The organism is Pseudomonas sp. GL_093 (assembly GCF_057837605.1).
On the sequence record NZ_CM174448.1, the window covers coordinates 1,759,928 to 1,781,794 of the forward strand.

Annotated in this window: 13 protein-coding genes; 5 read left to right on the forward strand and 8 right to left on the reverse strand. The window is 60.3% G+C overall.

Translation table 11 applies throughout. From position 1 onward, the window contains the following. Position 1 precedes the first annotated feature (1 nt). Complete coding sequence (locus tag AC3IUE_RS07925) at positions 2 to 1,360, reverse strand: TolC family outer membrane protein (protein ID WP_056742702.1); 1,359 nt, start codon at positions 1,358 to 1,360, stop codon at positions 2 to 4. A gap of 592 nt (positions 1,361 to 1,952) precedes the next feature. On the opposite strand from AC3IUE_RS07925, the gene AC3IUE_RS07930 reads away from it, so the two are divergent. After that, positions 1,953 to 7,823, forward strand: a complete 5,871-nt coding sequence (locus AC3IUE_RS07930) for a retention module-containing protein (RefSeq protein ID WP_489266610.1) — start codon at positions 1,953 to 1,955, stop codon at positions 7,821 to 7,823. A gap of 244 nt (positions 7,824 to 8,067) precedes the next feature. Here AC3IUE_RS07930 and AC3IUE_RS07935 read toward each other — a convergent pair whose 3' ends face one another. The 6 genes from AC3IUE_RS07935 to AC3IUE_RS07960 all read right to left on the reverse strand — a co-directional run bounded on the left by AC3IUE_RS07935 (position 8,068) and on the right by AC3IUE_RS07960 (position 15,620). Continuing rightward, complete coding sequence (locus AC3IUE_RS07935; protein WP_056742207.1) at positions 8,068 to 8,427, reverse strand: DUF6124 family protein; 360 nt, start codon at positions 8,425 to 8,427, stop codon at positions 8,068 to 8,070. Positions 8,428 to 9,364: 937 nt separating this feature from the next. Continuing rightward, positions 9,365 to 11,605 (reverse strand): immunoglobulin-like domain-containing protein, encoded by a 2,241-nt coding sequence (locus AC3IUE_RS07940; protein WP_489266613.1) that lies wholly within the window; start codon positions 11,603 to 11,605, stop codon positions 9,365 to 9,367. 119 nt (positions 11,606 to 11,724) lie between these two features. After that, the gene (lapD, locus tag AC3IUE_RS07945) at positions 11,725 to 13,665 is read right to left on the reverse strand and encodes a cyclic di-GMP receptor LapD (protein WP_489266615.1); all 1,941 of its coding nucleotides are present in this window, start codon (positions 13,663 to 13,665) and stop codon (positions 11,725 to 11,727) included. A 22-nt stretch (positions 13,666 to 13,687) separates the two neighbouring features. Further along, positions 13,688 to 14,395: a cysteine protease LapG gene (gene lapG, locus AC3IUE_RS07950; protein WP_489266617.1), complete on the reverse strand. Its 708-nt coding sequence runs from the start codon at positions 14,393 to 14,395 to the stop codon at positions 13,688 to 13,690. 231 nt (positions 14,396 to 14,626) lie between these two features. Further along, positions 14,627 to 15,022 carry a YbaN family protein gene (locus AC3IUE_RS07955; protein ID WP_489266620.1) on the reverse strand — a complete coding sequence of 132 codons (396 nt, stop codon included), beginning with the start codon at positions 15,020 to 15,022 and terminating at the stop codon, positions 14,627 to 14,629. 10 nt (positions 15,023 to 15,032) lie between these two features. Further along, entirely contained in the window at positions 15,033 to 15,620 is a 588-nt protein-coding gene (locus AC3IUE_RS07960) for a UPF0149 family protein (RefSeq protein ID WP_008156162.1), read from the reverse strand. Positions 15,621 to 16,031: 411 nt separating this feature from the next. Here AC3IUE_RS07960 and recQ point away from each other — a divergent pair, with 411 nt between their 5' ends. From recQ to AC3IUE_RS07980, 4 genes are all read left to right on the forward strand, one after another. Continuing rightward, positions 16,032 to 18,158, forward strand: coding sequence for a DNA helicase RecQ (recQ, locus tag AC3IUE_RS07965; protein WP_415770716.1), 2,127 nt, complete (start codon positions 16,032 to 16,034; stop codon positions 18,156 to 18,158). Positions 18,159 to 18,277: 119 nt separating this feature from the next. Beyond that, on the forward strand, positions 18,278 to 18,712 hold the full coding sequence (locus AC3IUE_RS07970) for a MarR family transcriptional regulator (protein ID WP_008156157.1): 435 nt from the start codon (positions 18,278 to 18,280) through the stop codon (positions 18,710 to 18,712). A 128-nt stretch (positions 18,713 to 18,840) separates the two neighbouring features. Then, complete coding sequence (locus tag AC3IUE_RS07975) at positions 18,841 to 20,631, forward strand: motility hub landmark protein FimV (RefSeq protein WP_489266623.1); 1,791 nt, start codon at positions 18,841 to 18,843, stop codon at positions 20,629 to 20,631. Between the two features lie 31 nt (positions 20,632 to 20,662). Beyond that, the gene (locus AC3IUE_RS07980) at positions 20,663 to 20,950 is read left to right on the forward strand and encodes an Rdx family protein (RefSeq protein WP_033055915.1); all 288 of its coding nucleotides are present in this window, start codon (positions 20,663 to 20,665) and stop codon (positions 20,948 to 20,950) included. On the opposite strand, the gene AC3IUE_RS07985 is transcribed toward AC3IUE_RS07980, so the two are convergent. Then, complete coding sequence (locus AC3IUE_RS07985; RefSeq protein ID WP_056742190.1) at positions 20,944 to 21,837, reverse strand: DMT family transporter; 894 nt, start codon at positions 21,835 to 21,837, stop codon at positions 20,944 to 20,946. The genes AC3IUE_RS07980 and AC3IUE_RS07985 overlap by 7 nt on opposite strands. Positions 21,838 to 21,867: the final 30 nt, after the last annotated feature.

Genomic DNA, 21,867 nt, shown 5'->3' on the forward strand with positions numbered 1-21,867 from the left:
CCTACTTCAGTTCAGGCAAACGGGCTTCGTTTTTTACTTCCGTGGAGGCGATCGCATCGGCGGGCAACACCACCCGTTGTTTGCTCAGCAACTGACCCATGTTCGCCAGCACGCGGTACATCGAGAACTCCTCGGTGTAGCGCACTTCGGTGTAGCGGCGGTTGGCGTTGTAGAGCTCGTTTTCACTGTCCAGCAGGTCGAGCAGGGTGCGTTGGCCGAGGCCGAACTGGTCCTGATACGCCACGCGCACACGTCGGCTGGTATCCGCGTATTCGCGGGCGGTCGGGGTTTGTTTCTTGGCATTGACCATGGCGTTCCAGGCCAGGTGAATGTTCTCGTTGAGTTGGCGCAGGGCATTGTTGCGGATGTCCATCGCCTGGTTGATCTGGTGCGCATCGGAGGCCAGGCGAGCCTTGTCGCTGCCACCGCGGAACAGGTTGTAGTTCATCACCACGCCGACTCGCCACTCGTTGTCGTGGCCTTCATCGCCCTGCACGTTGTTGTTCGCACCCACGGCAGCTTCGGCGTCGAAGCGAGGGTAGAACGGCGACTTGGCAACTTCGTACTGGCTCTCGGCCGATTGCACATCGGCCTGGGCGGATTTCAGGTACGGGTTGTTTTCCACCATGCTTTGCTGGGCTTCCTGCAGGGTGGCGGGCAGTTCGCCGCGGGTCGAGGGCGGGGCTTCGAGTTCATCGGGCAGGCGCCCCACGACGGCGTAGAAGTTCGACTCGGCATCCGCCAGATCGACTTCAGCGGTATCGAGGTTGTTTTGCGCCAGTGCCCGGCGAGCGACGGACTGGTCGGAGTCGGCGGTGCTGCCGATACCACGCTGGGTGCGCAGACCGATCTGATCGTTGACCCGCATGTGAGCTTGCAGATTGTTCGTGGCCAGGGTCACCAGTTCGCGGCGCTTGAGCACTTCGAGGTAGACCTCGATGGTGCGCAGGGCCAGATCCTGAGCGGTACCTTGAGCGTAATAGGCCCGGGAATTGACCACGCCTTTGGTGCGCTGGACTTCGTTGGCGGTATTGAAACCATCGAAGAGCATCTGCCGCAGACGCAATTCCGATTGGGTGTAGGTCAGGATTTCGGTGTGGTGATTGCCTAATGCCCGGGTGTTGGTGTTATCGCTGTACCCGCGCCCGTAGGCGGCATTCAGATCAACCGATGGATAAAAGCCTCCCTTGGCGACTTTCACTTGCTCATCGGCCGAGAGGCGGCTGTCTACACGCGACGCCAGCTCCGGGTGGGTCGCGATGGTGCTCTGGATTGCCTCCGTCAATGACATGGCTTGAGCCTGAGAAGTGCAGGCCATGGCCAACAGAATTGCGCTGCAGAGCGGGGTTAATACGCGCATGGGTGCCTCTCCCTGATTCCTAATGGTGCTTATTAGTCGCCAAATATTTGACGGCATTTATAGTGAAAACCGTTTCATGCTTGTAACAACAGAGCTAAGAACATTCTGGGGGAAACCATAGAAGAATTTTTCATAAGGCTTATGCCAAAAAAAACTTATGCGCTCCGCAAAATCCAGCACATTGTTCACTCCGAAAGCCCTTGATTTATGAGCGTTAGGGCGCTTAACAGGGCTTGAGGAAAGTTCCAAACCACATATCGACATAGGGCGGGGAAGTGCTGGAGGGGAGGGAAGCGGACGGTTTTGAGGTGACGGTTTTTTGTCACCTTGGTGGATCAAAACCGTTACGCATCGCTCAAAGGGCGACTTGTTGCGCAATTGGATCCCGATGCCATTGATTGCAGAGGGTTTTTATCCCGCAGCAGACACGTCGCCCGCGAGCGGCACGCTTGGCGAGAACGGCGCCAGGGCAGCGGCTTACTTCAGGTAACCGCTGCCAGCAGGCGATTCCGCCAGGCAACCCGTTGGAGCCAGGAGCACGTTCTTCGCAAAAACAGGATGCCGACAGCGGTTGGCAGCGGAGGAAGTGCACATGGCTACGCTCATCGGTATTGTCAGTAAGGTCATTGGTCAGGTGTTCGCGGTTGCGAGCGATGGCACCCGACGCGCGCTGGTCGAGGGGGACCGGTTATTCGCCGGCGATCAACTGGCCACCGGGGCCGAAGGCGCGGTGGCAGTGCATCTGCAGAATGGCCAGGAACTGACCCTCGGGCGTGGCAGCAGTATGGAGATGACGCCTCAGTTACTCGCGCATCAGGCGCCCCATGTGGACACCGCTGAAGCGGTGACGCCGACTCAGGCGCAACTGACCGATGTCGAGCAACTGCAAAAAGCGATCGTTGCCGGCGACGACCCGACCCAGACTGCTGACGCTACGGCGGCCGGACCGGATTCGACCGGCGCGCCCGGTGTACTGGGTGGCGGCCACTCGTTTGTCATGCTTGAAGAGGTGGGCGGGCGGGTTGATCCGACCATTGGTTTTCCTACCGCAGGCTTCAACGGCATTCCCGAATTTCCCCTGGGGCGGCTGGCCGGAAACCCGGACAATGGCGATAACGGTGCAGGTGGTGCAGGTGGTGCAGGCGGTTCGGGTGGTTCAGGAGGGGCAGGCGTTGTTCCTGTAACACCGGATGTTCCTGTTGTTCCTGTGACACCGATTGTTCCTGAGGTGCCGAACAATCCGGTGACCCTCACCGGCCTGTCGGTAGCGGGGGGCGAACTGACCCTCAATGAGGCCAACCTGGCCGACGGTTCGGCCCCCAACCCTGGGGCACTGACCAAGACCGGCACGTTCAGCGTGTCTGCTCCTGACGGGCTGACCAGCCTGAGCATCGGTGGGATCAACGTGATCAGCGGTGGCGTTGCCACAGGCTTCCCGCAGTCGATCACCACCCCATTGGGCAACACCTTGACCGTCACCGACTACAACTCGGCCACGGGAGTTGTGAGTTACAGCTACACCCTCAACGACAATGAAACCCATCCGGCCGGTGACGGCGCCAACAGCATCACCGAGAATATCGACGTCGTCGCCACCGATACGGACGGCAGTTCGGCGACCGGGCAAATCAACGTCAACATCGTCGATGACCTGCCGACTGCTCATGCCGACGAGACTTCGGTCGCCGAGGGCGGCACCGTCAGCGGCAACGTGCTGTGGAACGACGTTGGCGGCGCCGATGGCCTCGCTGCAGGAGGGGCGGTGGTCGGTGTTCGGGCCGGTTCAGACACCTCGACCTCAGCCGTTGGCGGCCTCAACAGCCAGATCAATGGCACCTACGGTTACCTGACGCTGGACGCCAACGGCAACGCCGTCTACCACAGCAACCCGAACGCCGTGAGCGGCCCAGGCGCGACCGACACGTTCACCTACACCGTGCGCGATGCCGACGGTGACCAAAGCACCACGACCATCACCATCGACGTGCACAACAGCGGCATCACAGCGGTCAGCGACAGCGACGTGACCGTCTACGAAAAAGCCCTCGACCTGAACCAGGACGGTCAGGACCTGGCGCCCGGCGCCGTCACCGGCAGTCAGCCGGTGAATACCGGCGAAACCGCCAGTGGCACCCTGGTCGGTTCGGTCAGCGGCGCGGTCGGCGCGATCACCTACACCCTGGTCGGCAGCGCCACCGGGACCTACGGGCAGATCCTGCTCAATCCCGATGGCTCCTATACCTACACGCTGACGTCGGCGCCAAGCACCACGCCGCATGCGAACGACGGCGCCAACACCCTGAGCGAAAGCTTCACCTACCAAGCCACCGACTCTCTGGGCAACAGCACCACCAGCACCATCGTGGTCAAAATCGTCGATGATCAGCCGACTGCTCATGCCGACGAGACTTCGGTCGCCGAAGGCGGCACCGTCAGTGGCAACGTGCTGTGGAACGACGTCGGCGGCGCCGATGGTCTCGCCGCAGGAGGGGCGGTGGTCGGCGTGCGTGCCGGCTCAGACACCTCGACCTCAGCCGTTGGCGGCCTTAACACCCAGATCAATGGCACCTACGGTTACCTGACGCTGGACGCCAACGGCAACGCCGTCTACCACAGCAACCCGAACGCCGTGAGCGATCCCGGTGCGACCGACGTGTTCACCTACACCGTGCGCGATGCCGACGGTGACCAAAGCACCACCACTATCACCATCGACGTGATCAACAGCTGCATCAGCGCGGTCAGCGACAGCGACGTGACCGTCTACGAAAAAGCCCTCGACCTGAACCAGGACGGTCAGGACCTGGCGCCCGGCGCCGTCACCGGCAGTCAGCCGGTGAATACCGGCGAAACCGCCAGTGGCACCCTGGTCGGTTCGGTCAGCGGCGCGGTCGGCGCGATCACCTACACCCTGGTCGGCAGCGCCACCGGGACCTACGGGCAGATCCTGCTCAATCCCGATGGCTCCTATACCTACACGCTGACGTCGGCGCCAAGCACCACGCCGCATGCGAACGACGGCGCCAACACCCTGAGCGAAAGCTTCACCTACCAAGCCACCGACTCTCTGGGCAACAGCACCACCAGCACCATCGTGGTCAAAATCGTCGATGATCAGCCGACGGCTCATGCCGACGAGACTTCGGTCGCCGAAGGCGGCACCGTCAGCGGCAACGTGCTGTGGAACGACGTCGGCGGTGCCGATGGCCTCGCCGCAGGGGGCGCGGTGATCGGCGTGCGTGCCGGTTCAGACACCTCGACCTCGGCCGTTGGCGGCCTCAACAGCCAGATCAATGGCACCTACGGTTACCTGACGCTGGACGCCAACGGCAACGCGGTCTATCACAGCAACCCGAACGCCGTGAGCGATCCCGGTGCGACCGACGTGTTCACCTACACCGTACGCGATGCCGACGGTGACCAAAGCACCACCACCATCACCATCGACGTGATCAACAGCTGCATCAGCGCGGTCAGCGACAGCGACGTGACCGTCTACGAAAAAGCCCTCGACCTGAACCAGGACGGTCAGGATCTGGCGCCCGGCACCGTTACCGGCAGTCAGCCGGTGAATACCGGCGAAACCGCCAGTGGCACCCTGGTCGGTTCGGTCAGCGGCGCGGTCGGTGCGATCACCTACACCTTGGTCGGCAGCGCCACCGGCACCTACGGGCAAATCCTCATCAATCCCGATGGCTCTTACACCTACACGCTGACCTCACCGGCCAGCACCACGCCGCATGCGAACGATGGCGCCAACACCCTGAGCGAAAGCTTCACCTACCAAGCCACCGACTCTCTGGGCAACAGCACCACCAGCACCATCGTGGTCAAAATCGTCGATGATCAGCCGACTGCTCATGCCGACGAGACGTCGGTCGCCGAAGGCGGCACCGTCAGTGGCAACGTGCTGTGGAACGACGTCGGCGGTGCCGATGGCCTCGCCGCAGGAGGAGCGGTGATCGGCGTGCGTGCCGGTTCAGATACCTCGACCTCAGCCGTTGGCGGCCTCAACAGCCAGATCAATGGCACCTACGGTTACCTGACGCTGGACGCCAACGGCAACGCCGTCTACCACAGCAACCCGAACGCCGTGAGCGATCCCGGTGCGACCGACGTGTTCACCTACACCGTGCGCGATGCCGACGGTGACCAAAGCACCACCACCATCACCATCGACGTGCACAACAGCGGCATCACAGCGGTCAGCGACAACGACGTGACCGTGTACGAAAAAGCCCTCGACCTGAACCAGGATGGCCAGGATCTGGCGGCCGGCACCGTCACCGGGAGTCAGCCGGGCCTCACGGCTGAAACCGCCAGTGGCACCCTGGTCGGCTCCGTCACCGGTGCCACCGGCGCGATCACTTACACGCTTGTCGGCAGCGCCACTGGCACCTACGGGCAAATCCTGCTCAATCCCGATGGCTCCTACACCTACACGCTGACGTCGGCGCCAAGCACCACGCCGCATGCGAACGATGGCGGCAACACCTTGAGTGAAAGCTTCACCTACCAAGCCACCGACGCCCTGGGCCATTCCACCACCAGCACCATTGTGGTGAACATTGTCGATGACCTGCCGACCGCCAACCCCGACGCAGCCTCGGTAACGGAGGGCGGTATCGTCAGTGGCAACGTGCTGGCGAACGACTTCAGCGATGCCGATGGGATTGGGGTGGTCGGCGTGCGTGCCGGTTCAGACACCTCGACCTCGGCCGTTGGCGGCCTGAACAGCCAGATCAATGGCACCTACGGTTACCTGACGCTGGATGCAGCGGGCAACGCGGTCTATCACAGTAACCCGGACGCCGTGAACGGCCCCGGGGCGACCGACGTGTTCACCTACACCTTGCGCGATGGCGATGGCGACGAGAGGACCACCACCCTCACCATCGACGTGAACAATAGCTGCGTCAGCGACAACGGCGGCGACCTGGCCAGTTCGACGTTGACGGACCCCGTCATTGCGAACGCGCCACCGGTGGCGGTCGATGACCACATCATCACCAACGTGCTGTCGGGCAGTGTCGTGGTGCCAGGCGAATTGTTGCTGGCCAACGACACCGATCCGAATGGCGATCCGCTGACCGCTTCGCCGATCACCGTCAGCACTGGTTGGATTGCCAAAGGCGCGGACTTCACCGGCACCCAGCAAAACTTCAGCTTCACCGGCGGTAACGAGCAGGCGGTGACCCTCGCCCGCAGTGCATTCGTCGCCAACACGACAGCCATGACGGCGGTGTTGGTCGTCAGCGGGGCGCTGGGACCGGTTAGCAGCAACACCCACGATGACGACCGCATCACCGTCGACCTCAAACAGGGTGAAACCCTTAACCTGGATCACAATCTGGCGGCCGGTCATGTCGCCATGGAGTACTCAATCAACGGCGGCACATGGATCGCCCTCGCGGACGGGCAAACCCTCACCGCAACGTCGGACAGCACCTACCAGATCCACATCACCAACATCGACAACGGTGGTCCGGGCAACAGCGGGAAGGGGGCGGAAAACTACCAGCTGACCATGACCGTCAACTACGCCGGTGCCCATGACATCGCGCCCGATGTCCACGGCACCTACGCCGCCAACGACAGCCATGGCGGCAGCGACAACGCCGCCGTGACCATCACCTATCAGGACGGCCACACCCTCACCGGCACGGCGGGCGACGATGTACTGGTGGCGGGGGCCGGTAACAACGTGATCAATGCCGGCGACGGCAACGACGTGCTCACCGCAGGTTCCGGCAACAACGAAATGCACGGCGGCGCCGGCAATGACTTGCTGTACAGCGGTGCGGGCAACGACCTGATCGACGGCGGCACCGGCGTCGACACCGCGAGCTATGCCCACGCCACCGCCGGGGTTACGGTCAATCTGGGCGTGCTCGGTGCGCAGAACACCGTCGGCGCCGGCACCGACACCCTGACAGCGATCGAAAACCTCACCGGTTCCAACTTCAACGACTCGCTCACCGGCGACAACCACAGCAACATCATCAACGGCGGCCTGGGTAACGACATGCTCAACGGCGGGGGCGGCGATGACTTCCTCATCGGCGGCCTGGGCAACAACACCCTCACCGGCGGCAGCGGTGCCGACACCTTCGAGTGGCTCAAAGGCAACAGCGGCCACGACGTAGTCACCGACTTCACGCCGGGCATCGACAAACTCGACCTGTCGCAACTGCTGCAAGGGGAAAACAGCACGGCGGCGTCGCTGGATGATTATTTGCACTTCAAAGTCACCGGCAGCGGCGATTCACTGGTCACCAGCATCGACGTCAGCGCCATGGCTGGCGCCGCGCCGAATCAGACCATTGATTTGGCGGGTGTGAATCTGGCCAGCCATTACGGCGTAACACCGGGGGCGGGTGGGGTGATTGCGGGGGGGCACGATACGGCGACGATTATCAACGGGATGTTGAATGATCATTCGTTGAAGGTGGATACGGTGTGATCGGCTTTTGATTCAAGCCTGAAACGACAAAACCCGCCGTCCGATCAAACGGGGCGGCGGGTTTTTTCTGTCTGAAGAGATGTGTCGTCGGTGAGTCAGCCTTCGCGATCAAGCCCGCTCCCAAAGTTGATCCTCAGCGATCACAGATTTTGTGTTCGACAACGATCCAATGTGGGAGCGGGCTTGCTCGCGAAGGGGCCAGAATGGACACCGAATCAATCAGTAAGTGTTCCTCAGGCCTCGGTCAGCCCGGCAACTCCAGATTATCCAGCACCCGATTCACCGCCAGTTCCCCGAGCATGATCAACTGCGCAATCCCCAACACCGTCCGGCGCTGCGGCCCCGGCAACTGGCCGGCGAAGTCCTGGGCGATGGTCTTTGCCGAAGCGAGAGTTTCGCAGGCATCGGTCAACAGTTCCTCGTTTTTTGTGTCCGCGGTCACGGCATACATCCCGCGGGTTTTACGTGGGGGCGGCGTGGAGCCGGGCGGGCAGAGGTAGTGGTCGAGCGCGCGGTCAGCGGCTTCGTGGAGTTTTTTCGAATCGAGGGATTCGTAGGGGGAGGTGGGGGCGGTTTCGGGCGGGTTGGGTGTGGGTTTGATCATGGAGAAGCTCCTACAAAGTGGAGCCACTAAAACCTGTCGCTAAACAGATAAAGGTGGCGGCTGGACGCAGGTTAGCGAACCGGGTGTAGGCGCCCGGCAGACCCGAAGGTCTCCCACGCACAGCCGCCATGTCACCAATCGCAATCAGGAGATCTGCGATGGAGTTTGGAGCGCTGATGCGCCTACATAGAATCAGGTCGCTAAACCCGATCGCTGATTCGTCAGCGACCGGACCACAATAGAACCCACCCCCACGGCGCACAAGCCGGCGGATTCTGGCGTAACTGTAGGCAATGGCGCAAGGATGTGTAGCCTGGAAGGCGTGTCTGGAAGTGTTTTTAAACGCCATAGCTTAAAAGCAATAGATCACAGTCCCCGGCAACTCCAGCAGGATCAAATGCAATCCGCTGTATGAACTGTCGCAGGCTGCGATCTTTTTAAACGCTCAATATTAAATAGATCCGTCCCCTTATCCTTTTGGTTCAAGTTATGAAACACACCCAAAAACCTGAGTTCCACACGATTTTTTCAGGTCGGTGTAACTCGACCAAACAACTTGGGCCAGTAAATAAATGCGTCCCCTTTTCCCCAGCGACGATTATTAACGGGATGTTGAATGATCATTCGTTGAAGGTGGATACGGTGTGATCTGAAACGACAAAACCCGCCATCCCTGTGGAAAGGGATGGCGGGTTTTTTGGTGTTTGTGGGTTCGTCGTTCAGTTCGGAATCCATCCCTCACCCTAACCCTCTCCCAGAGGGAGAGGGGACTGACTGTGCGTGGCTCAAGTTATGAGCCACACCCCAAAACCTGAGTTCCACATGATTTTTTCAGGTCGGTGTAACTCGACCAAACAACTTGGGCTGGTAAATAAATGCGTCCCCTTTCCCTTTAAAAGGTGGGGGGGCATGGCGCGATTAACAAAAAATCTTCAAGCTACTTTCTGCATAAAGTCGCACCACTCACAGTCCCATGTGCTAGCACCCTTATGTATAAAACCAATCCTCTATCCTTCGTTACTACATTGGAAATGTATAGCAAGGTTCCATGGGGTACAGGCTGCTCTCCGATTAAATAGTTTTCAGAAGTGTAGAAACGGGCGTTGATGAGACTTACGTCGGAGTTGTTTAAGACGGTTCCCCCTTGTGATATCCGCCACTGATAAGATTCCCAGGCACTGTGGAAAGATGGGTAAAAAATGAGGGGGCGGACATTGGAGACAACCACTTCGAAACTCAGGGTGCGTTTCAACGCGTCTTCGACAGTGATGCGAGTCGTCCCATTGCCCTCGCTGCGTACCCGTCCAGTCGCGTCCACGGACGCAACTCCGAGATTAGCGGATGTGTATGTGTACGGCGGAATTCCGCTGGTGGGTAACCGATCCTTATAAGTACCGGAGGGTTCAGGTGTTCGGTATTTCCATTGAGAGAGCAGGGAGCCAGGAACAGAGATACAGATGCCGTTGAGGATGACGGGAGACGTGTCGAGATTGAATGGGATGGTCACGACCACGGTGCGAACGGCCGACACCGGTCCGGTGCCATACAGCGCCTTGGCAGTGAAACGGTGCGTTGCCAGGCTCAAGCCGGAGACGATCAGACTCCAGTCCCCCGTGGCATTCGCGGTGGGCGTGCCCTTGGAGACGGCCCCGTCGAATACTTCAACCCGCAGGTTGGCGCTGGCCTTGCCGGTCAGGGTGACGCTGGTATCGACGGTGGTGCCACCGTCGGGCACAGAGCCTTTGGAGTCCGTCACGTTGGCAATGGTCGGATTGACGACTGCGACCACGACCACGGTGCGAACGGCCGACACCGGTCCGGTGCCATACAGCGCCTTGGCAGTGAAGCGATGTGCCGCCACGGTGAGGCCGGTGACCTGCTTGGTCCAGTCGCCGCTGGCGTGGACTTGTGCCGTCCCCTTGGACGTCGTCCCATCAAAAATCTCCACTTGCAGATTCCCCGTCGCTTTGCCCGCCAGGGTCACGGTGGTGTCGGTGGTCGTGCCATTCTGAGGGATCTCAATATTCTTCGTATCCTTCACGGAATCGATGGTCGGCACCACCAGCGCCAGCGCCTTGATGGTATAGACCCGATCCGGAAATACCGTGGCAGTAGCGGGGTTATTACTCTTGTCCTCCGACACCTTGAACTTGACCGTCAACGTGGTGCCATCTCCGAGTTCCGCCAGGTAGCTGTTCACCAATACCTGTGGCCAAAAGCCCTGAATGATCCACTGCGGATTGACCCGCGCCGGCAAGCCGTTCCACAGCTGCAGGTTATGCGCCGAACCGTCGGCCTTGCGACTCTCGACGCTCAACCAGCATGGCTGACCGTCCTGCATTTCTGTCCAGGTCAACGCGTGAATCGTCACGTTTTTCCCGACCAACGCTGCCACATCCAACACATCGTTGGCATCGGCTTCCACGATCTTTGGCGGGTTCAGTACTTTCTGATTCGCATGGATATCCAGCAAGGTCGTTCCCGACTGGTTGTTGTTGCCCAACTGATCGAACACTGTGAACTTGATCGGCGTATTGGCATTGTCGCCAATTTGCTGAAAATCAGAAGCGGTCAGTGTCACCGTGATCGGCTTCGTCGGATCGGTGACGACAAATGTGACGCTCCAGCCACCCACCTCCAGACGAATCTGGTCGAAAGGTCGCGCGAAGCTGTAGTTGAACGTGAGCAGCACCCCCTTCGCCGCCTCTCCCGGACCGACGCCGCCCGGGACGACGTTGGGCGGAAGGACAAGCGTCATACCGGCCGGCGACGGATAACCAGGTGTCGGATTGTTATACAACAGGGTCAGTTTGGGGGAATCCGCGGGATTCCCGCTGACTCGGCTCACCCGGTAGGAGATGTCGTTGACACCGTTCTTGAACCAGCTGGACGGCAAGTGAAGAAGGAAACGATCGTTCTCTTCACCTGGGTAGATGGTTTTGGCGACGTTGGTGCGAACGCCGTTGACATATAACGTCACAACGTCGTACGCAGCCATGATCCACGTCGCAAGCGCAGTAAACGGTTCGATCACCAGCTCAAGGCCATTTGGCGTAAAAGCGGCCTCAGGGATGCCGCCGTCGGCTGTCCCCAACGGTTGTACTGGTGTTACCCACATCGGCGGGTACGCCGGAAACAACGCAAGAGCATTGGCCACCGCTTGTGTCTGAAGATTCATCGTTGCCTCCTGGAGTACCAGCCTGTTCGGGATAGGCCTCATCACACCTCTAAAAGGCGCAACTGGCTACTGACAGATCTGACAGGTAGACGTGACTTCCAGACGAACGGTCGGACCCCTCACATCGGCTCCGGCGGCCCGATCAAACGCCCCATCACCCCAAACAATCCCAACTCCCTGATCACCTCCAGCTCCCCTTTGGTCTCCACCATTTCCGCAATCAACGGCAAATCAATGCTGTTGGTCGCCCGAAAAATAGCCTCGATGAACAGCTTTTTATCACTCTGCTCATCAATGTGACGGATGTACGCGCCATCGATTTTCAAGTAAGCCAGCCCCAGTTGAGTCAGGTTGCCGATCTGGCCGAAGCTGCCGCCGAAATGCTGCAGACCGATGCGGTAACCGGTGTTGAGCAGGCTGTGGCTCAGGTGTTGCAGTTCTTCCTGAGGTGGCAGTTGGCGTTCGTCGATTTCCAGAATCAGCAGGGGCGCGAGTTCGGGCAGCGATTCGAGCATGTCGAGGATGTGCTGCAACTGCGCTGGATCGCGCAGGGTGCTGCCGGACAGGCTTAGCGCCAGGGGCCAACGATTGATGATGAGGTAGTCGAGGGTGGCTTCGAGCATGGCCAGGTCGAACCGGGCCGACCAGCCGAGTCGCTCGATCCACGGCAGGAAATGCCCGGCGGCAATGGCCTCGCCCTGCGGGTCGATCAGGCGCGCGAGGACTTTGTGATGCAGCACCTGGCTGGTGTCGGCGCATTGCACCACCGGCTGGAAATACAGTTGCATCTTGCCTTGGTTCAGGGCGTCGTCGATCCAGGTTTGCCAGTCGTTTTGGGATGGGGTCGGCGCGGTGATGGAATCGGCCAAGTGAACCCACGGACGCTCGGGATGTTGCCGGGCTTCGGTCAACGCCTGATCCAGTCGCGTCAGCACGTCACTGGCGGGCTCACCGGGGTGGTAAGGGGCGATCCCCAAATGCGCCACCGGCATGGCGTCGCTGGCGCCGGTCAGGCGCAGGTTTTCCAGGGTGGCGCTGATTTCGCTGGCCAAGCGTGCGGCGTCGGTGCTGTCCAGGCCAGGCGTCAGCAGGCTGAATTCACCGCCACGATTGCGCGCTGCAAGCCAGGTTCGACGTTCCGGTGGCTGGGTCAGGCGTTTGAGCAATTCACCGACGGCGCTGATCAGCGCATCGGTGCGCTGGCCGCCCAAACGTTGGTTGAGACCGACCAGGTCGTTGATCCGCAGCATCAGCAAATGGCCGTCGCTGCTCTGCTCGGAGACCAGCAACTCGTCGGCCAATTCTTCATCCAGCAAGCGTCGATTGGCCAGGCCTGTAAGGCTGTCCTGATAGGACTCGACCCGCAGTTTTTCACTGCGTGCGACCTCTTCGGCGAACAGCGCCTTGAGCTTCTCGACCATCTGGTTCATGGCCAATACCACGCGTTTCAACTCCGGTGTGCGCGGCAGTTTCGGCAGGCTTAAAAACTCGCGTTTGCTGATGGCTTCGGCCTGTTTGACCATGGTGTCGAGCGGACGAAATTGCCGGCGCAGCAACCAGCCACCAAACACGGCACTGAGCAGGCCGCACACCAGCAACCAGATCAGGCTGCCGAGGGTGCTGTCCCAGAGTTTGGCCAGGGCGAACTGCGGATTGCTCAACACTTCGACCCGTGCCGCCTGGACCCAGCCGCGCATGATCAGCGCTTCGCCACCGGGTGGGTGCAGGTTGACCAGGTTCACAAACCAGGCGGGAACGCCGTCGATTTGCCCCGGCGCACTGCGCTCTACCAGCACCTGCGCATCGTCGATGTTGATGATTCGAATGCTGCTGAAGTAACCGCTGTCGAAAATCGAGCTGACCATCAATTCGATCATGGCCGGGTCATCGATTTGCGCCGTCAACGACAAACCCAACGCGGTGGCGGCGTCCTGGGCGTGGGAGCGCAACTGGCCGAGCATCTGGTCGCGAGAGCTTTCCAGGCTGACAAAAAAACTGCCGCTGAACGCCACCAGCAAGAACAGGCAGATGGCGAGAAACAACTGTTTACGCAGTGACATAAATCGCTCCTTGCTCAGGTGGCTAGCCGTCGCCCACGGCGAACCCTTCGGCCTGCATCTTTTTCAGTACGTCCTGCCAGCGCGACAGTTTTTTCGAGTCGCTGCTGCGTTTGCCGCCATTGGCTCCCGGCAAGTACAGGCCTTCTGCGTTGAAGGCGTACACCGGCAGCAAGTCTTTGCGTTGGGAGGCGGGGCGCACCTCGCCGATCAAGTTGTCCAGCACCAGCGGATCGGCCGTGGGGCTGTTGTAGAAAGTCAGCACCATGTGCGCCTGGTTCTGGGTCAGGGCTTTCACGTAGGTGATGCGCAGTTTTTCGCTGGGAATTCCCAGGTAGCGCAGGCTGAAATATTTTGCCAGTGCGTAGTCCTCGCAGTCAGCGGCACCCTTGATCAGGGATTCGACGGGTGTGGCCCAGTAATCGGTCTGATGCCAGATGCGGGTGTCGTCCAGAAAGCTCAGTTGCTGATTGAAGAAGCGATTGACCGCGTTCAGTTGCTCGCGCTCGGGGGCGTTGGCTTCGCTTTGCAGCATCTGACTCCAGGCCTCGATCCTTCCCCGTCCCGGGCCGAGGGTGCCGTAGCGCTGTTCGGCGGTTTGCAGAATCTGCGTAAAACTCCAGTTAGCCCCGACACTGCCCAGCCCGGCCAACAGAAAAGTGATCAGCAACAGCCATCTGCCGAGCCGAAGTCGGAGCGTTGACCATCCTGGACTACGCAGACTGCGGGACATGTCTGGCCGCTCGGGTGCAGATGCCTGAAGTCTAGGCGGTGTTTTCAGCGAGGCAGGACAAATCGTCGGTTGGTACGCGGACTTGTAGCAGCTGGCGGAGCCTGCGTTCGGCTGCGAAGCAGTCGTAAACCCTGCACACACGGTTTGCCTGATAGACCGCAGCGGATGGACTAGCGACGGCTTCGCCGCCGAACGCAGCCTTCGGCAGCTGCTACAGGGAGCGTGGTGAATTCAGGGTTTGTGCAGGGTTTTCTGTTTGAGGATGTAGACGCTCACCAGCACGGCGCTGGTCAGCATGAACCCCCGCGCCCACGGCAGGGGCACCAGGTAGCAGGAAAGCAGGATGCTCGCCCACATCAGGCCGATGGCGTAGACCTTGCCTTTGAGCGGGATGCCGTTGCCGCTCAGGTAATCGCGAACCCACGGCCCAAGCCGCGGATGTTCAACCAGCCAATGATAGAAGCGCGGCGAACTGCGGGCGAAGCAGGCGGCCGCCAGCAGCAGGAAGGGCGTGGTGGGCAACACCGGCAGGAAAATCCCGATCACCCCCAGCGCTACGCTCAGCCAGCCGATGGCCAGCAGCACGTAACGCAACATCAGGGAGCGGTTGCCTATGGGGTTGTCCATAGGCAAAACCTTAGTGGTGACGAGGCTTGAGGATCGCCGGTTTTTCGTCTGGCGCCTGGCACAGCAGGTACAGCGCAGTCAGCGCTTCCGGGATCTGCACGATCATGTCGTCCATCAGGTTGGCGTCTTTGGCGATGTCTTCGAACTCAGGCTGTTCGTCGAACAGACCCGAACCGACCATGATCGGCAGCAGCATTTCGCTGACTTCGTCTTCGGCGGTTTCGAACCAGGCTGCTTCGCGCAGGAACACGCCTTCCATGAAACCGATGCACCAGCCGCGCAGGTCGGAGTCATCCGGCTCTTCGCCCAGGTCCAGGTCACAAGGCAGCTCGAACTCTTCATCGGACGCCAGTTGGCGAGCGATGTGAGCCTTGAGGGCCAGCAGGGTGGATTCGATCGCTTCACGCTCGGTGTCGTCGGCGTAATGCGGCTCTTCGGCGAAGAGGGCGTCGATCCATTCACGGTCGGGAACGGTTTCGGAACAGATCGACAGCGCAGTGAGGTAGCCGTGGGCGGCCACGTAGTCCAGCGCCTCGTCATGCAGTTCGTCGGCGTCGAGGAAGACTTGCAGGCGGGTTAGTTGCTCAGCGAAGGACATTAAAGGGCTACCTTGGGAATTAAACAGATGCGGGAATTCTAGGCCTTCTTGAGCGCTTGGGCCAGCCGCGCGGGATATTTGGACCCATGCAGGAGTATGGAACACCGCAATCCCTGTGGGAGTGAGCCTGCTCGCGATAGCGGTGGGCCAGTCAACTCTGTTTTGAATGTAGCGCCGCTATCGCGAGCAGGCTCACTCCTACAGGGTTCTTCATGGCATTGGGTTATGTGTCTTATCAGTGGTGCCCTGCGCAAGGGAGGGGTCGGGTATACTCGCGCGTTTTGTGATGCCCTGCTGGCGTTGCGGCTGAAACGTGAAGCGTCATGCAATGCGCACTTACGATTTGTCGGTGCAGCCTTCGTGGTTCTGAACCAGCCTTGCAGGGATGTTTTTGTGATTTTTGGAGTTTCTATGCTCGAACAGGCTCAACGCGTCCTCAAGGACATCTTCGGCTACGACAGTTTCCGTGGCCGTCAGGGTGCAATCATTGAGCGCGTGGCCAGTGGCGGCGACGCCCTGGTGCTGATGCCTACCGGTGGCGGCAAGTCCTTGTGCTTCCAGGTGCCGGCGCTGTTGCGCGAAGGCCTGGCGGTGGTGGTGTCGCCGCTGATCGCCCTGATGGACGACCAGGTCGCCACCCTCGAAGAGCTGGGCGTCGCTGCGGCGGCATTGAACTCCACGCTCAGCGCCGAGCAACAGCGCGATCTGGCGGCACGGATCAAGCGCGGTGAAGTGAAAATGCTTTATCTCGCGCCTGAGCGCCTGGTTCAGCCACGGATGCTAGCGTTCCTGCAAAGTCTTGAAATTTCCCTGTTCGCCATCGATGAAGCCCACTGCGTGTCCCAATGGGGCCACGACTTCCGCCGCGAATACCTGCAACTGGGCCAGTTGGCGGAATTGTTCCCCAACGTCCCGCGTATCGCCCTGACTGCGACCGCCGACAAGCGTACCCGGGAAGAAATCGTCGATCGCCTTCATCTTCAGGATGCCGAGCGTTTCCTGTCGAGTTTCGACCGTCCCAACATCTTCTATCGCATCGTGCCCAAAGAGCAGCCGCGCAAGCAGTTGCTGGCGTTCCTCGCCGAACGGCGCAGCGATGCCGGTATCGTCTATTGCCTGTCGCGCAAGAAAGTCGACGAAGTGGCGGTGTTTCTCAGCGAACAAGGCTTCCCGGCGCTGCCGTACCACGCCGGTTTGCCCAACGATACCCGGGCTCACCACCAGAAGCGCTTCCTCAATGAGGAAGGCCTGATCATGGTCGCCACCGTGGCGTTCGGCATGGGCATCGACAAGCCCAACGTGCGCTTTGTCGCTCACCTCGATTTGCCAAAATCCCTTGAGGCTTACTACCAGGAAACCGGTCGCGGCGGCCGAGACGGTCTGCCGGCAGACGCCTGGATGGCCTACGGCCTGCAAGACGTGGTGATGCTCAAGCAGATGTTGCAGAACTCCGAGGGCGACGAGCGTCACAAGCGTCTGGAGCAGCACAAGCTCGACGCCATGCTCTCGCTCTGCGAAGAAACCCGCTGCCGTCGCCAGACGCTGCTGGCCTACTTCGACGAAGACATGCCCGAACCGTGCGGCCATTGCGACAACTGCGTCGATGGCGTGCAGACCTGGGACGCCACCGAGCCGGCCCGTCAGGCGCTTTCGGCGATCTACCGCACCGGCCAGCGTTACGGCGTCGGGCATTTGGTCGATGTGTTACTGGGCAAGGACAACGAAAAAGTTCGCAGCTTCGGCCATCAACATCTGTCGGTGTATGGCGTTGGCAAAGCAATGGGCGAGAGTGAATGGCGCTCCTTGTTCCGTCAGCTGGTTGCCCGCGGTCTGGCGGACATCGACCTGGAAGGCTACGGCGGCCTGCGCCTGAGCGACACCTGTCGACCGCTGCTCAAGGGCGAAGTGACCCTGGAGCTGCGTCGCGACCTCAAGCCGCAAACCACGGCCAAAAGCAGCAAGAGCCAGGCGAGCCAACTGGTTCGCGGCGAAGAACGCGAACAGTGGGAAGCCTTGCGCGCCCTGCGTCGCAAACTCGCCGAAGAGCATGGTGTGCCGCCGTACGTCATCTTCCCCGACTCGACGCTGCTGGAAATGCTCCGCAGCCAACCGACCTCGCTGTCGGAAATGGCCACGGTCAGCGGCGTGGGCGCACGCAAGCTGGAGCGTTACGGCGAGGCCTTCCTCGAAGTCCTCGGCGGACAGGTCGAGGCGCCGAAAGTGGTGGCCGACCTGCGCCACGAACTGATCACCCTGGCCCGCGCCGGCATGACACCGTTGCAGATCGCCGGTCAGCTGCAATGTTCGGAAAAGAACGTCTACACCCTGCTCGCCGAAGCGATTGGCAAGCAGCAGTTGTCGCTGGAGCAAGCGCTGGATCTGCCCGAAGAGTTGATGGGCGAAATCCAGGACGCGTTCCTCGACGGCGAAGGCGAGTTGCCGCCGGTGTCGGAGATTACCGCACTGTTCGCCGGGAGAGTGCCGGAAGGCGTTTTGTACTGTGTTCGGGCGGCGCTGCAATCCGAATTCGAGATTTAGGTGATCTGCCACATAGATGTAACGATTCAGTACAGAGCAAGCCTTGCCTCTGGCCAAGGGTCATGCTTAGCTGACTAATAATTAGTTTTTCTTTATTTCAGTCTAATCATGAGTGTTTTATGCCGTTAACCGACCAACACCGCTTTGGCATGCAACTGGCCCAGATGTCGCGCGGCTGGCGTGCCGAACTGGACCGCCGTCTGGCTGGCCTGGGTCTCTCCCAGGCGCGCTGGCTGGTGCTGCTGCACCTGGCGCGTTTTGATGATGCCCCGACCCAACGTGAACTGGCGCAAAGCGTCGGCGTCGAAGGGCCGACCCTGGCCCGATTGCTCGACAGCCTCGAAAGCCAGGGACTGGTACAACGTCAATCGGTGCTGGAAGATCGCCGGGCGAAGAAAATCGTCCTCTGTGCCCCGGCCCTTCCCTTGATCGAACAAATTGAAACCATTGCCACCCAACTGCGCCACGAGTTGTTCGATGGCGTCGATGAGGCGGACTTGAAGGTCTGCATGCGTGTCCATGGGCACATTTTGGCCAACCTGGAAAAATCTTGAGGCATAAACGCACCCAGGACTTTTGAGATACCCCGTTGGGCAGACTATAAAGAACTACTTGGCAATATCGTGTTCGTACCGGATGTGCGAACGCGTACAAGATGGTTCTGGTTATCTAAGGGATGCTCATGCTCGAGAGTTGGCACATGGTTTTGCGGTGTTGCGCCAGGCTGCTTCTGGTCGGTGGTGCTGTCACTTACTCGGCATTGGCGCCCGCGTTGGGCCTGGGTGATATCACCCTGCATTCAGCGCTGAATCAGCCGTTGCGCGCTGACATCGCCCTGGAAGATGCCGCCGGTCTGGAGGAGGGCGAGCTCTCGGTCAGCCTCGCGACAGCGGAGGAGTTCAGCCGCGCCGGCATCGATCGGGTGTTCTTCCTCAATAATCTGAAATTCACCCCGATCCTGCGGGGCAACCGCAGCCTGATCCGGGTGAGCTCCAGCAAACCGGTCAATGAGCCTTTCCTGAATTTCCTGGTGCAGCTCAATCAGCCCAACGGGCGCGTGCTGCGCGAGTACACGGTGCTGATCGATCCGCCGGGTTCACCGGGGATTGTTCCCGTCACTGACGAGCCGATGACCGACGTTCAGTCCTCCGGATTCCCGACGGTTGAGCCGGCCGTTGCGAAGCCACCTGCGGCGAAGGGCAAAAAGCCCCCTGTTCCTCGCGTCGATCAACCTGCTGCCGCGCCTGTGAGTGATCCCGTTGCCGAACAACTGGCCGCCAGCGTGCTGCAAAACCAGCAGCTGCAAGCAACCATCGATGAATTGACTGCGAAGCTTCAGGCCCAGGAGGAGCAGGTCGCCGGTCAGAAAAAGCAGGTGACTGAACTGCAAACCCAATTGGCGGAAATCAAGACCGCAGCGGTGGAGCCGGTTGCACCTGTCGTTGCGGCTCCAGCACCGGCCGTTGTTGAAGAGCCTGAATCTACTAATTGGCTGCAGATTCTCGGGTTGCTGGCGGTGGTGGCTCTGGTGTTGCTGGGGTTGTTCGTTCGGCGTCAACGACAACAGGTTCAGGCATTGCCCGACGCGTTACCTGTTTTGCCGTCACGGCATGAACCGGCGCTCAATCGCACTGCAGAGCCGCTTGCCCAATCGTCAGAGTTGCAACCGGCAACTGAATCGGGTGAAGAGTCGCCCGCAGGCGATGTGTTTGAAGGGGTTGATATCTATCTGGCCTATGGCCGTTTTTCTGAAGCGGCCGGTTTGTTGCGAGAGGCGCTGATCAAGGAGCCGCAACGCACGGATCTTGCCGTTCAGCTGTTGGAAGTCTTGGGTAAACAGGGTGACATACCCGCCTATGAGACACAGGAAAACAACCTGCGTGACGCCGGATACGACCTGCAAGAACTTCAGAATATTCGCGCCCGACACCCGAAATTGAGCAGTGCGGCACCGTTGGCCGTTGCAGCGTCAATCACTCCCCCCAAGGCTGCGATACCCGAAGCAGCACCCAACGATGAGTTCCAGTTGAACCTGGATGACCTGTCGATGGATTCGAGTTGGGACCTGATCAGCCCTTTTGAGCACTCGCCGTCCGCCGCGAAGCCATCGAGCGAATCCGCGTCGGTCGAGGCGCCGTTTGTCTCGAACCTGCACGTCTTGCCCGAGGTATTTGAAATGCCGGACGACTCGACGCTGGACGAACCCGAACTTGAATGGGTTGCCGAGCCTGATTCCCAGTCTCTGGATGACACTTTTCTCAACGAGTTCAGCGATCCCGGCCAGTCACTGGAGCTGGAACCGCTGAACCTGGAACCGGCCGAGCCGAGCAGCGCCGACAAACTGGAGCAAGCCCAGACCTGCATTGATGACGGCGATGTGGACAGCGCCATCGAACTGCTCAACGAGTTGCTCAAGGAAGGTAACGAGCCGCTTAAGCAGACCGCCCGGAACCTGCTCGCCGGGCTATCATAGCGGCGCCCTCTGGCTCAGGAGTTCGCCGATCATGACTGCACGCAAACCGGAAATCATCATCACCTATTGCACGCAATGCCAGTGGCTGTTGCGTGCGGCCTGGCTGGCCCAGGAACTGCTCAGCACCTTCGGTGACGACCTGGGCAAAGTGTCGCTGGTGCCCGGCACCGGTGGGGTGTTTCACATTTTCTGTGACGATGTGCAGATCTGGGAGCGCAAGGCTGATGGCGGTTTCCCGGAGGCCAAAGTGCTGAAGCAGCGGGTCCGTGATCAAATTGATCCGGACCGCGATCTTGGGCATAACGACCGCACTCAGTGAGAGGCGGCTTCTGCCGCAACGGTCTTCTTGCTTGAGCCGCCCGAGAGTCGGCTGGAGACCACGATCGCCACGATGATCAACGCGCCACCGATCAGCATGCGCAGTGTCGGGTTTTCATCAAACAGCAGCCAGGCCACGGTGATGCCGTAAACCGGCTCCAGGGCGAACACCACGGCCGCGGTCCGCGCCTTGATCACTGCCAGGCTAGCGACAAACAGACTGTGAGCGACGCCGGTGCAGAACACCCCGAGCAGACCGATCCACAGCCAGTCGATGGCGCGCACTTCGCTCAACTGCGGTGCCGCCACCGGCAACAGGCACAACGCGACCACCACGTTCTGACACAGCGCAGCCTGCACCGCCGGGATTCGCCCGGAGCTGGCGCGGTTGGTCAGCGATAGCAGAGAGAACAGCAAACCTGAGCCCACCGCCCATAGCAGACCAATGGTGGCGCCGCTGGCCAGATCGAAATCAGGGGTGACCAGCACCAGCCCGACACTGACCAGCACCACCAGCAGGATTTCGTTGGCGCGAATTCGCTCGCGGAAGATCAACCCTTCGAGGATCACGGTAAACGCCGGGAAGCTGGCGAAACCCAGGGTCGCGATTGCCACGCCTGCGACCTTCACTGCAATGAAAAAACTCACCCAGTGCCCGGCCAGCAGTAAGCCGCTGAGCAACAGTCGGCGCCAATCCACAGCCTCGAGTTTCTGCCAGCGAGTCGTGCTGGCGAACCGCGCAAAAACGGCTAACGCCAGTACGGCGAACGCGGCACGCCCGAAGACGATGACGGCGGGGGAGGCGGCAGCCAGTTTGCCGAACACACCGGTCAAGCCGAACATCAGTGCGCCGATATGCAGGGCGCCAAGGGCGGTACGGGGAGTCATTGCAATCCTTGAAAAACGTATAAAACCAGA